The following is a 12,957-nucleotide window of genomic DNA, read 5'->3' on the forward strand; positions in this document are numbered from 1 at the left end:
CTACTTCCCCTCGACTTCGGGCCGCTCGCTGAGCCCTTGCCACGGAACACGGCACCCGTTCTCGTCCTGGTTACGCTTGGATCTCATCCTCTTCTCGAAACTCTGGTCCCAGGACATGCCGGACGACTTCTCCGGGTTCGCGCTCTCGGGGTCGACTCTTTCCACCTTGACTCTATAGTCGGGGTTCCGCGATCGGACATCCCGGGAAGCGTCCAGCCGTCGGTTGTCGTAGCTGACCAGCTGCCCGTCGCGTTCGATCACTCGCAGAGCAGTACCCGGCCGGTTCCAGTCCCAACCGCCATCGAGCATGGACTCCACGTAGTCATTGGGTGACACCGTGCGCTGGGAGAAGTTGATCAGGTTCGGGTCGACCCACTCTCCGTCGTCCGGCCCCGGGGTGCAACCGCCAGCAGCTGGCGGGCCGGTGGGACCTCCGCCGCCGCCTGTGCCGCCGCCGGTGGCGGTGTCGGGGGCGGCGTCGACCGGGACACGGGAGCCGATGCCGGTGAGGCATGTCGCGGCCGAGCCGCCGGCGCCGCACTGGCCATCCGGGTCGGCGATGCCGCCGGGACCCGGTGGGACGGGCTTGTTGACCCTGGGGGTGGGCGCCCGGAACGCATCCTCAGTCGGGATCAGTTCCTGGGCCACCGTCCGCCAGCTGTGCTCCAGCTGGGTGGACGAGCCGCTCCGGACCCCGTCGACATAGAAGGTGGTGACGGTCTGCACGTACGTGTCGGTGCGGGTGTAGAGGTACGTGTCGTCGTACCAGGAGGTGGTCACCGACCAGCTCGTGGTGTTGGTAGCCGACGTCAGGACGGGTTTCGGCGGTGTGACCGGGCCTGGCGGCGCGGGCTCCGGGTTGGGAGTCGCGGTCGTGGTGCCGACGCTGGTCGGGGTAGTCACCGGGGCCGTGGTCGGACCCTCGGTGTACAGCGTGCCGTCCACTCCGACGCTGAGCGTATAGCTGATCCCGGCGATCATCACCACGACGACTGCGCCGGCCACGAGCGCCTCGGCGCAGCCGATGACGCAGGTCGCACCCGCGGCGATGTCGATGCCGGCGTCCACCAGGGCGGTGCCGACCGCGTCGGCGATCTCCGGGGCCGCGTCGGCTATGGCGGCGCCGGCCCCCCTGATGATCGCATCGCCGGCTGCCTCCACGTCGCCCAGCCCGGCCGTGATGCCGTCGAACGTGTCGCTCGCGGCACCCTCCAGCACGCTGAGGAAAGAGTGTCCGGAGGGATCGTAGGCGCTGGCAGGGTTGCCTGCTCCATAGCCATAGAGGTTCGCCGAAGCGGCTCCCGAGATCGGCCCCGGTGCGCTGTCCTGGGAGAGGAATGTTCCTGATGACGGGTCGTACCAGCGCGCCCCGGCGTCGACCTTGCCGGAGCCGGCGGTCCAGTCGCCCTGGAAGCCGAGGGGACTGAGTGCACTTGAGTGCGCGGCCTGTTCCCCGAACGGCCCGAAGCTCTGTGCGGCCCGCAGACCGCCGCTAGCCGGGTCGGCGGCGCCGATCACATCGTGGTGGGTGTTGGTCAGCAGCGAGGAGGTCTGCCCCGCCGGGGATTTCGCACTGACCGCGTTGCCGGCGGCGTCTCGTGCGTAGAGCCACGCCCCGTCGGAGGAGGGATCGCTGTCCAGTCCGTCGTACTGGAAGGTCTGCCCGCCGCTGACCGCCAGCCGGCCGAGCGCGTCGTAGGAGTTGCGCGTACCGCCGTCGCTGACCTCCTGGTTGAACGCGTCCGAGAGGCTGGTGGTGGTGACGGGGCTGCCCCCGGTCGGGGTGGTGGTGGTCGAGTCCAGGGTGCCGCGTTTTCGCCACTGGTACGTGGTGACCGCCTGGGGACTGTCGGTACGGATCAGCCGGTCGCGCTCGTCGTACTGCGCCGTGGTGGTGACCGGGTTGAGTTTGGCGCCGCCGCTCAGCGTCGAGACGGTGGAGGAGAGCCGGTTGCCGGCCCCGTCCCAGCTGTAGTCGGTCTCGGTGCCCTGCTCGATGCTGCTGATCAGGCGGTTGTCGGCGTCGTAGCGGTTGGTCCGGTTCGATTCTCCGCCCAGGGTCCCGGTCCCGGTGGAGGCGGTGAGGTCGTCGTCGCCGTCCCAGGTGTAGGAGATCTGCCCGGTGCTGTTCTGCGCCGAGTCGTACGCCACTTCGGTGCTCGGCCGGCCGAGTCCGTCGTAGTCGAAGCTGTAGCTGTCGGCCACCGCTCCGCCACTCGTCTTGTCGGTCTGTCGGGTCAGCTGGCCGACCTCGTTGTAGCTGTACGTCCGGGTGTTGCCGGTGAGGGCGTCGACGGACCGTGACAGCTGTCCCGAGGCGTTCCACGAGAACAACGAGGTGCCCTCCGGCCCGCTGCGCTTGGACAGTTGGCCGCCGGGGCCGTAGTTGTAGGCGTAGGTGACGTTCCCGGTGCCGTCCGTCGCCGGGCGACTGTAGGAGTAGAGCTTGTCCTGGTCGTCCCAGACGAAGGTCTCGGCCCCGGCGGGTGCGCTGATGGAGGTCAGACGGCCTCCGAGGTCGTAGCCGAACTGCCTGCTCTGGGTGGCCCCCTCGGCTCCGCTGCCGCTCTGACTGGTCAGCCGGCCGAGCAGGTCGTAACCGGACGTGGTGGTCACGCCGCCGGGCTGGCTGCCGGCCACCGGCTCGCCCAGGGCGTTGTAGCTGGTCTGCCAGGTCCGGTCGGCGACCGCCGGCTGGGCGGCCGTGGCGGGAGCGGTCTGCACCGAGGGAAGGTTCCAGGCGTCGTACGTAGTGTAGGTGGCGTGATTGTCGCCGTCGGTGACACGGGTCTGGTTGCCGGCCGCGTCGTACCCGAAGGAGGTGGTCGGAGCGGGGAGCACTGTCCCGTTGGCGTCGGTGGGCGTCGGGTCGGTGAGTTGATCGAGCCGGTTGAGCGCGTCGTACGCGGACTGCCACGTCTGCTGGTCGGGGTCGGTGACAGCGGTGACGTTGCCCGCGGCGTCGTTGGTGAACGAGGTGGTGGAAAGGGTCTTCCCGCTCGCGTCCACCGTTGACTGCCGGACCGCTCGCCCGGCCAGGTCGTAGCTGACGTCGGTATGCCGCTTGAGGGAGTCGGTGGTGCGGACGAGGCGCCCGGAGACGTCGTAGTCGTAGGCCAGCGTGAGGTTGACCGTCCCCCCGATGATGTCGGCGGTCACCTCTCCGATCGCGTCGTAGGTGCGGTAGGCGGCGGGAGCGCCGGCGCCCGTCTTCCGCACCGGGTCGCCGTACTCGTCGTAGCCGTACTGGGTGACGTACGTGCTCGCCTCACCTGTGCCGTCGTCCACGAACCGCTCGGTGAGCTCGCTGAACGTCAGACGGCCCATCGCGTCGTAGTGGTACCAGTGGAGGGTGCCCGCCGGACTGGCCTCGTAGCCCAGATTGCCGTCGTCGTCCCACGTGAGCGTGGTGGTGCCGCGACTGCCACCGGCCGTGGCGGCCGGAGCGGTCACCTGGAGCGGCCGGTTGCGGTTGTCGTACGTGGTGTTGGTGGTCTGGCCGAGCCGGTCGACGTGTGTCAGCACGTTGCCGTTGCCGTCGTACGTCCACTTCTCCACGGGCGACACGACCGTCCCGTTCGGTTCGGTGGACGTCGGGTAGTCGACCTCCACCTTCCTGCTACGGGAGTCGTAGGCCGTGTGCGTGACCTTTCCGCGGGCATCGCGCACATCGCTGAGTTCACCGAAGGTGTTGTAGCCGCGTCCGACGCCCGGCGTAGCGGCGACGGCCGCGGCGCCGGTACCGTCCTCCACCTGAACCATGGGCGCCGTGGTGGTACTCAACCGTCCCAGGGCGTCGTAGGCGTTGGTCGTGGTGTACGCCGGGTCGGGGGTCGATGTCGGGGTCGGCACACCGCGCGGGTCGGTGGTGGTGAGCACCTGGCCGTTGCCGTCCCGGGTGTAGGCGGTGACCAGGTCCGGCGTTGCGTCGTTGTCCACGATGCTCCGGGTCACCCGGCCGGCCGGCTCGTACATGGAAGTGGTCTGTTCGGTGCGGGAACCGTCCGTCAGCGCGGTGGAGAGCACCAGACCCGCGTGGTCGTAGGTGTAGGTGGTCGTCCGGTTGAGGCCACCCGGGTCGACCGTGGACGACTTCACCAGGCCGGTCGGGTCATAGGTGGTCATGGTCCGGCGGGGGACGTTGTTCAGGTCGTCACCCGAGATGTCGTTGGTTACGTTCCCGTTGAGGTCGTAGGTGTAGCTGTGCAGCGGCAGCCTGCGCGGCTTCGACCCGCTCTCGGTGTAGTTCTCGAAGGACTCGGTCAGCCTCAGGTCGTCCGGAGTGTACGTGTACGTGACCACCCCGCTCCCCATGGAGTCGACGGTGGACGACAGCCGGCCGGCGTTGTCGTAGTAGTAGGTGGAGATCGGGACGGTGCGGGGGGTCGCTCCGGGGTAGTTGTCCGTCCAGTTGGGCAGGACTATCGCGGACAGCAGACCACGGGGGTCCTCGTAGCGGTAGTCGTAGACGACGCCGTCGCCGTCGGTACTGGTGACGACGTTCCCGTCGCCGTCGTAGGTCTTCGCCGATGTCTGGACCCCGTCGACCTTGACCGTGGACTGCCGACCCTGCACGTCGTAGCCGTACTGGGTGGTGCGGGCCTTGTCACCGCCACTCGCGGCCGGCGTGGTGTCCGAGACCGTGCTGGTCAGCAGGTTGCCGTCTTTGTCGTAGGTGTCGACGGTCTTCTTCTGGTGCACGACTCCGGTCACCGGGTTGGCCACGGCCGGATCGGTCTGGGTCGTGAGGTGGCCGGCGCCGTCGTAGACGTAATCCGTCGCGGCGGTCTGGCCGGCCGGTGTGGTCTCGACCTTGTGGGTCACGTGGCCGAGGCCGTCGTAGTACTGGTCGGTGGTCGCACCGGTCGGCGTGACGATCCTGGTCTGCTCGCCGTAGGCGTCGTAGCCGTAGCTGGTGGTCCGGTTGTCGGGGTCGGTGACCGAGGAGAGCAGTCCGCACGGCTGACGGGCGATACCCGTGTTGGCCGGGTCGTCGACCACCGGAGGACCGGAGCTCGGCGACCAATCGGCGGACTCGCAGGTGTAGTGGTAGTGCGTGACCCCGGCGGTGTGCTGGGCGTCACGGGGCGGATCCGTCCTCGTCGACAGCATGCCGCGGTTGTTGTAGGCCATGAATGTCGCATGGTGCTCCGCGTCGTGGGCTTCGGTGATCTTGCCCGCTCGCGGGTCCTGCGGATCGTAGGGCTGGCCGGCGTCCCCGGCGAAGAACTCGTAGTGGGTGTTGACCACCGTCGAGGCGTCCCGCATCCGGTTGGTGTCCTCGAGGTGGCCCCAGCCGTCGTAGTGGTATTCGACGGTGTTCTGGTTCTCGTCGATCGTCCCCGACAGACGCCCGGACAGATCGTAGGTCCAGATCTTGTTGTTGGAAGGCTGCGGTTTCTCGGTGCTGTACCAGCGGTTGAGGAGATCACCCAAGCTGTCGAACTGGTAGTACGTCACCTGCCCGGTGGGCTGCAGGACCGACAGCACGAAGGAGGCGTTGGCGTCGACGGCGGACAACCTGGTGTACGCCCAGTGGTCCCCGCCGTTACCGGGGTTGGGCAGCGTCACGTAACTGACGCGGCCGGAGGACGCGTAGTCGACCGCGACGGCTTCCCCGCTGCCGTTCGGCGGGGTGATCGCGCTCAGCCGTGAATTCGGGCCGTTGTACGCGTAGCCGGTGCACGCGGACACGTCCCAGCGCTGATTGCAGGTGAAGGTCAGCCGGTTGCTCGTGTAGGCGTACGTCCGGGTCTCGATACCCGGCCCTCGCTGGACGGGGACGGCGCCGTTGGTCGAGATCGCGCTGATCTGCCCGGTGCTGTTCCACTGGACGTAGAGCTGCCGGTAGGTCCCGAGGTCGATCCGGCTAAGCCGGCCGCCGGCCGCGCCGTAGGTGAAGTACGTCTGTACCTTGCCCGGCGAGGCGACGCTCTGCACCGTCCCGTCGGCATTGAAGTAGTAGTCGGTCCCGTCCGGCATCGAGACCAGTCCCGGTCCGACCGATGCGGCCTCGTCCGACTGACCGTAGGCCGGCACCCAGCTGTCGTCCGGATTCTGGCCGTAGTGGAGTTGGCGCCCGTCCGGGTAGGTCACCACCATGGTGCCGTCAGCGGACATGGTCTGATGGAAGTCCAGGACAGAGGACCAGCCGGGCCCGAAGGCACCGCTCGCCGGGTTCGAGCTGTTGTAGACCCGCGCGATGCTGAAGTTGCCGCCGTTGGCGGGCAGCGAGAAGTCCGTCTCCGTACGGCTGAAGTTGCCCTGGAACAGGTCGACGCCGGCCGGATCGGCCTGGCCGGGGCCGAAGTGCGCACCGGCCGCGGGGGTGACCACCGTGGTGAACGCAGAGAGGTCGGACCACGGGGTGGTGAAGCTGGCGTCCTTGACCCGGGCCCGCCAGTGGTACGTGTGGTTCCAGGAAAGGAATCCGGTCGGCGGGGGAAGATAGCTGGACGCGAAGAAATCGCTCATCGGAACGCTCCGCCAGCCGGAGTCCCAGCACGACGACGAGCTGGTGTCGCTTTCCGGGCAGAGCTGGAATTCCGAAGAGGTCGCCTGTGTGAAGTCCGCGTAGACGTACAGGTCGAGCAGCGGGCTCAGCGTGGCGACTGAGGCGTTCTGCAGCGGCCCGGCGAGCTCGGCGGTCGGCGCATAGTGCGGCACGACGATGGGAACCGCCGCAGAGGCCGGTATGCCCAGCGCTGTGTAGAACGTGTTGTCGGAGAGCCGGCGCAGATCCCAGTTGAGCTGGTAGGTGCCTTCCGGCAGTTCATCGATGTACACGTTCAGATCGATGTAATTCCCGGGAGGCACCGCCACCGTGAGCAGGGTGCCGATACCGCTGGATCTGGTGTATTCGACGCCGCCGCGCTTCAGGTGGTAGTCGAGCGACAGCGAATTGGCGGCCCAGGTCAAAGCCGAAGTATTGGTGACCCGGACCTTCTCCAGACCGAACGTGTCGTAGCGCGGCTGAACCGTCAGCGGCTGCGGCGCGTAGGAAACACCGTAAGTGGAGCCGGCGGGCACGGGGCCGGCCGGCGCGAGCGCCTCACGGCCCGCCCAGGGCGCGGCCGTCGGCGACTGGAAGGAGAACTGCGGCGCCTTCCGGGCCGCTGCGCGCGCGGCCGTTCCCCGCGCGGCACGCCGCTGGGGACGCGACGGCTTGGGCGCCTGCCGCGCCGCCACCTCTCCGCGGAGCCGCTCCAGCACATCGTGCCGCGGCCCTGACGCGGGGAGCACGGCCTGCGTGGGCCGAGTAGGACGACCCGGCTGCCGCCCCATCAGTTTCACCGGCGCGTGCGGTCCGACCGGCAGCGCGCCCCGCAGGGGACCCCGCTGCGAAGCAAGCGCCGGAGTCGCCTGCACCAGCCCGCAGAGCAGGGAGATCAGCACGCCCAGCACAAGAAGTGACTGCCTCAACACACGCACGTGTGCTCCCCGGATTCCATGGACGTCTCGCCGATAACCGCTGCTTTTCCGTGCTCGGCGGGACCGGCCTGGACGCAGTGCCGCCGGGTCCACCACAAACACCTGAGCCGACTGCGACCGCCGAACCCCGGACCTGAGTCGCACACCGGACGAAGACGCTGCCGGACGAACATTAGATCCAGCATTCAAACAAAAGAAGGTCTATAAAGCGGACAAAGATCATCAGACCTGGGTGATCGCTGTACGCCACCTGTGTGACGAGCGGTACGTTTAAAACGTCGAAGTCGCCATCGGTGACGGGTTCATGAAATTCAGGTGGACGGGCGGGGTGCCGCCGGCGGAGACCGGCAGAGACCGGCAGAGACCCTCCTCAGGAGGGAGCCGGACACGGGTGGTCGGTATGTTGGGGCGTCCTCGCCGGACGCGTGATGTCCGGGAAGCCCGACCAGGAGAACACCACATGCTGCTCGACGGTAAACGGCTCGTCATCTCGGGCGTCCTCACCGAGGATTCCATCGCCTTCGGGATCGCCCGCCAGGCGATGGAACACGGCGCCGACGTCATCCTGACGAACGCGCCGGGGCGGCCGTCCTCGATCATGGGGCGTATCGCCAAGCGCCTTCCCAAGGAACCGGTCGCCCTGCTGTCGGCGGATGTCACCCGGCCCGAGGAGCTGGAGCAGCTCGCGGTGGACACGGCCGCCGTGTGGGATCACGTCGACGGCATGCTGCACGCGATCGCGTACGCGCCCGCCGACGCGCTCGGCGGGAACTTCCTCAACACGCCCTGGGAATCGGTCAGTACGGCGATGCACGTGTCGGCGTACAGCCTCAAGGCGATGACAGTGGCGCTGCGACCGCTGCTGGAGAAGGCGCCGGCCGGCGCGTCGGTGATGTCGCTGGACTTCGACGCCCAGGTGGCCTGGCCGGTCTACGACTGGATGGGGCCGACGAAGGCGGCGCTGGAGGCGGTGACCCGCTATCTGGCCCGTGACCTGGGGCCGCTGGGCATCCGGGTCAACACGATCTCGGCCGGGCCCATCCGCAGCATGGCGGGCAAGTCCATCCCCGGCTTCGAGGTGCTGGCCGACAACTGGCACCAGCGGGCGCCGCTGGGATGGGACGTCAGGGACACCGATGTGGTCGCGGGCACGGCGACGTACCTGTTCAGCGATCTGTCCCGGGGCGTGACCGGCAGCATCCTCCATGTCGACGGCGGCTACCACGCGATGGGCGCCCCCACCCTCGCCCCCGCCCTGGCCCCCACCCCCGCGCAGGCGTAGCGCACCGGGTCCCGCCGGGTGCGCCCCTCCCCAGGAGCACACCCGGCCGGAGCGGCGGGGCTCAGTTGAGGGTGAACCAGGTGGTGCGGGACTTCTGCCACTCCGGGTGGTCGAGGTCCTTGGCCTGGGTGCCGTCGCCGTACAGGTCGGCGTCGCCGTCGTCGGTGATCAGCTGGACGCGGGCGCCGGGCTGGGTGAGGTCGGGGACGGAGACGACCGACTCCCAGCCGCCCGCGTCCGCCGTCGGCAGGTCCAGCTTCTTGACCGGGGCGTGGCCGGCGACGCCGTCCCACTGGTAGAGGGCGTAGGGGTCGCTGTTGTCGTCGGCGGCCCAGGAGCCGGCGATGATCAGGTACTGGTCGGCGGCGTTCTTGCGGATGTCGCGGATCGACAGGCCGCCGAGGTCCAGCTCGATCGGGGTGCCGAAGGCCGCCTTGGTGCCGGTGACGACCTTGTCCATGTTGGTGACCGGCACGATCAGCGCCTTGCCGCCGGGCACCGCGGGGGCCAGCGGGGCCCGGAAGCCGACATAGGCGGTGGTGGTGGAGCCGGGCGCGAACTCCAGGCCCTCGACGTTGAAGCCGTCGATCTCCTTGGGGATCTCGCCGTCCTTGGTGCCGGCCGCGAAGCCGTAGTGGTTGCCGTTGGCCTTGTCCCAGGCCAGCAGGTCGTCGCGGAGCTTGTGGTAGGCCTTGCCGAAGGTCAGCGAGGTGGACGCGCCGCTGCCGGACACCGTGGTGGTGAAGACGGTGTTGCGGTCGGCCTTGTACTCGCCGTCCTTGTTGTTGCCCAGTGAGCCGGTCCAGTAGATGGTGCTGCCCACCCGGGTGCCGGCTTCGATGTCCACCTCCTTGTCGGCGTCGAGCGCGGAGTCGAGGTCCCAGGTCTTGACCGGGGCGCCGGAGGCCGCGCCGTTGTAGAGGCGCAGCGTGTTGTCCTCGTCGTTGGCGACGACGACGTAGCCGCCGCCGACGTCCACCGCCGCGGAGGCGTCGCTCGCGCCGGTGAGATAGCGGGCGTCGGCGGAGAGCTGGACGGCGGGCGAGGCCGCGTAGTGCAGCGTCTTCGTGGCGGTCTTGCCGCCCAGTCCGGTGACCTTGAGGGTCAGGTCGGTGTAGCCCTGCGCGTGCGCGGTGACCGCGACCGTGCGGCTGCCGGCCGAGCCGGTCACGGCCACGTCGGTGGTGTTCGCCACCGAGGTCTTGCTGCTCTTGGACGCGGCCACGGTCAGCGCGGACGCGTCGGCGCCGCTCTGCGAGACGGTCACCGCCACGGTCGGGTCGCCGGTCGCGCCGACGGCGCCCGACAGATAGGACGCGGACAGCGAGATGCTCGGCGTGCCGTAGCTCGCGGCGTGCGCGGCGCCGGCCGTCCCGACCCCCGCCATCAGCAGTGCGGAGCCGGCGACCAGAGCGGTGAGACCCGTCCCGCGTACGGACGGAGCGACATGGACTCGCAACGTAGGTGCCTTTCGTCGGCGTGGCACGCCCAGCCGGAACAGCGGGACGCCGACGAGAAGGGTCGGGCCGCGGCACCAACACCGGACACACGGCGACCGTACGGGTGGCGAACAGCCGGCGGCCGCTGGCGGACCGCGACCGGGGGCGGACGTTCCGTATCCGGCGACCCGCCGCGTTCCGCCGCCGGACCGGGCGCCGCACGGCCGTCGCCGGGGCCGGCGGGACAAAGCCCGGGAAGCCGTTTTGTCCGTATATCCCGTAGCGTGGACTCTGCTCGTACGCGCTCCGTCGTCTGTGGGGAGTCCCTATGGATCTGCCGCACGGTGACCTCGGTGAGCAGGGCTTCGTCCTCGACTCGCTGGCCGTGGCCGTGGTGGACGGCCGGGGTGTCGTCACGGGCTGGTCGCCCCAGGCCGCCCGGCTGCTGGACCGGCCCGCCGCCGGGACCTGCGGCCGTCCCTTCCGTGAGCTGTACGCCTCGGCGCAGAGCCCGCGCGGCGCCGCCGCCCCGGCGGGGGCGGTACCGGCGCCGGGCCGGGTGGAGCTGCGCCGCGGGGCGCACGGAAGCGTCGAGGTGGACGTCTGGACGGTGCCGCTGGGGGACGACGGCGGCGCCTACGGGGTGCTGTTCGCCGAGATCACCCGGACGAGTGAGTGGGGGCACGGGGTGTCCCTGCTGCGGGCGATCTTCAGCCAGCGGCGCGTCGGTGTCGCGATCCACGGGATGGACCTCAGCCTCGTCTTCAGCAACACCGCGCCGGAGATGTTCGGCGCCCCGGCCGCGGCCGTCGGCAGCCGGCTGGACACGGTCCTGGCCCCGCAGGACGCGCGGGACGCCGACGAGACCCTGCGGCGGGTGCGGGACACCGGGGTTCCGGTGATCTCGGACATCCGGCAGGTGCGGTTCCGGCGGGTGCCGGGCCTGCGGCGCACCCTGTCCCTGACGGCGTACCGCCTGGAGGACGCCCGCGGTGACCCGAGCGGAGTAGTCGCGCTCGTCCACGACGTCACCGACCAGCAGCGGGTCGGCGCCCATCTCGACCTGCTGCACTACGCCGCGGAGCGCATCGGCTTCACCCTCGACATCGGCCCCACCGCGCAGGCGCTGGCGGATGTCGTGGTCACCGGGTTCGGTGACCTGAGCACCGTCGACCTGGCCCGCGGCGTGCTGGCGGGCAACGAGCCGCCCGTCCTGCGCGGCGGCGGCGACATGGCGCTGATACGGATGGCGACCGCCTCCTCGACGGGGGTGTGGCCCGAGGAACTGCTGGCGACCGGGGCGCAGTACCCGTCCCTCCCGGACAGCTCACCGCTCGGGCGGATCCAGCAGGGCGAGACCGTCATCATGGACCGCGAGGAGGTCCTCCAGGCGGTCGGCGGCGGCCCGAACGCGGCGAAGATGGTCCCGAAGGGCGCCCACTCGCTGGTCGTCACCCCGCTCTTCGCCCGGGGGCTGCTGCTGGGAACGGTGACCGTCTGGCGCGTGGGGGATCCGCGCCCCTTCGACCTGTCCGAGGCGGGACTGCTGACGGAGATCGGTTCGAGGGCCGCCCTGGGCATCGACAACGCCCGCCGCTACACCCGAGAGCGCAACGCGGTGCTCACCCTCCAGGAGCGCCTCCTGCCCCGGGCCGTCACCGAGACGCCCGCCGCGCGCACGGCCGGGGTCTACCGCCCCGCCGGAGGCCGCTCCGAGCCGAGCGGCGACTGGTTCGACGTCATCACGCTGCCGTCCCTCCGGGTCGCCTTCGTCGTCGGCGACGTGATCGGACACGGTCTGCGGGCGGCGGCCAACATGGGCCAGTTGCGGACGGCGGTGCAGACCTTCGCCAACCTCGAACTGGAGCCCGGCGAGGTGCTGGCCCATATGGAGGACCTCCTCCAGCGGCTCGTCGCGGAGGCCCCGGAGGGCCGGACGGACTCCATCGGGGCGACCTGCCTGTACGCCGTCTACGACCCGACCACCTGCCAGTGCGACTTCGCCAGCGCCGGGCATCCCGCGCCCGTCATCGTGAGTCCCGACGGCACCTCGCGGGTGGTGGACGTCTCTCCCGGACCACCGCTCGGGGTGGGCGGGGTGCCCTTCCAGTCGATGACCGTCGACGTGGAACCGGGCAGCCTGATCGCCATGTTCACCGACGGGGTGTTCGGGCTGCGGTCGTTGCGGGAGGACTCCGACGGCCTGGAGCGGCTGCAGGAGCGGCTGCGCGTGCTGTACGGCTCGCAGCGGCCCCTGGAGGAGATCGGCGACGCGCTGGTGGCCGAGGCGAACGAGCAGCCGCCGCGCGACGACATCGTGCTGCTGCTGACCAGAACCCGGTCCGTCCCCGCCCGCAACGTCGTGTCGTGGGAGTTCCCGGGCGATCTGTCGGCGGTGGGGCGGGCGAGGGCGACGGCCGCCCGCCAGCTCACCGCGTGGGGGCTGGACCATCTGGTGCCCACCACCGAACTGGTGGTCAGCGAGCTGGTCACCAACGCGGTGCGCTACGCGGGCGGACCCGTCCGGCTGCGCCTGATCCGGGACGGGGTGCTGATCTGCGAGGTGTCCGATCCCAGCAACACCCAGCCGCGGGTGCTCCGGGCCAGCTCCATGGACGAGGGCGGACGCGGTCTGTTCATCGTCGCCCACTCCACCACTCGCTGGGGCTGCCGCTACGGTCAGCAGGGCAAGACGATCTGGACCGAGCTGCCCCTCAACGGCGAGACGCCGCCCATCGCCCCGGTGTTCGGAACCGCGTGAACCCGGCCCGGGCGCCCCGGCCGCGGATCACGGACAGCCCGCCC

General features: G+C 70.0%; 4 protein-coding genes. 2 read left to right on the forward strand and 2 right to left on the reverse strand.

Going from position 1 to position 12,957, the window contains the following annotated elements; translation table 11 throughout:
- The gene (locus ACFO3J_RS04645; RefSeq protein ID WP_386426356.1) at nt 1-7,431 is read right to left on the reverse strand and encodes a DUF6531 domain-containing protein; all 7,431 of its coding nucleotides are present in this window, start codon (nt 7,429-7,431) and stop codon (nt 1-3) included.
- A gap of 460 nt (nt 7,432-7,891) precedes the next feature.
- Here ACFO3J_RS04645 and fabI point away from each other — a divergent pair, with 460 nt between their 5' ends.
- A complete protein-coding gene (fabI, locus tag ACFO3J_RS04650) occupies nt 7,892-8,713 on the forward strand; it encodes an enoyl-ACP reductase FabI (RefSeq protein ID WP_386426357.1) in 822 nt (273 codons plus the stop codon).
- Between the two features lie 61 nt (nt 8,714-8,774).
- On the opposite strand, the gene ACFO3J_RS04655 is transcribed toward fabI, so the two are convergent.
- Nucleotides 8,775-10,100, reverse strand: a complete 1,326-nt coding sequence (locus ACFO3J_RS04655) for a DUF3616 domain-containing protein (RefSeq protein ID WP_386426605.1) — start codon at nt 10,098-10,100, stop codon at nt 8,775-8,777.
- A 380-nt stretch (nt 10,101-10,480) separates the two neighbouring features.
- Between ACFO3J_RS04655 and ACFO3J_RS04660 the strand changes: the two genes are divergently transcribed.
- Nucleotides 10,481-12,913: an ATP-binding SpoIIE family protein phosphatase gene (locus ACFO3J_RS04660; protein WP_386426359.1), complete on the forward strand. Its 2,433-nt coding sequence runs from the start codon at nt 10,481-10,483 to the stop codon at nt 12,911-12,913.
- The last annotated feature ends 44 nt before the right edge of the window (nt 12,914-12,957 follow it).

The sequence above is a fragment of the Streptomyces polygonati genome, from assembly GCF_042650325.1.
In the GTDB taxonomy this organism is placed as follows: Bacteria; Actinomycetota; Actinomycetes; order Streptomycetales; family Streptomycetaceae; genus Actinacidiphila; species Actinacidiphila polygonati.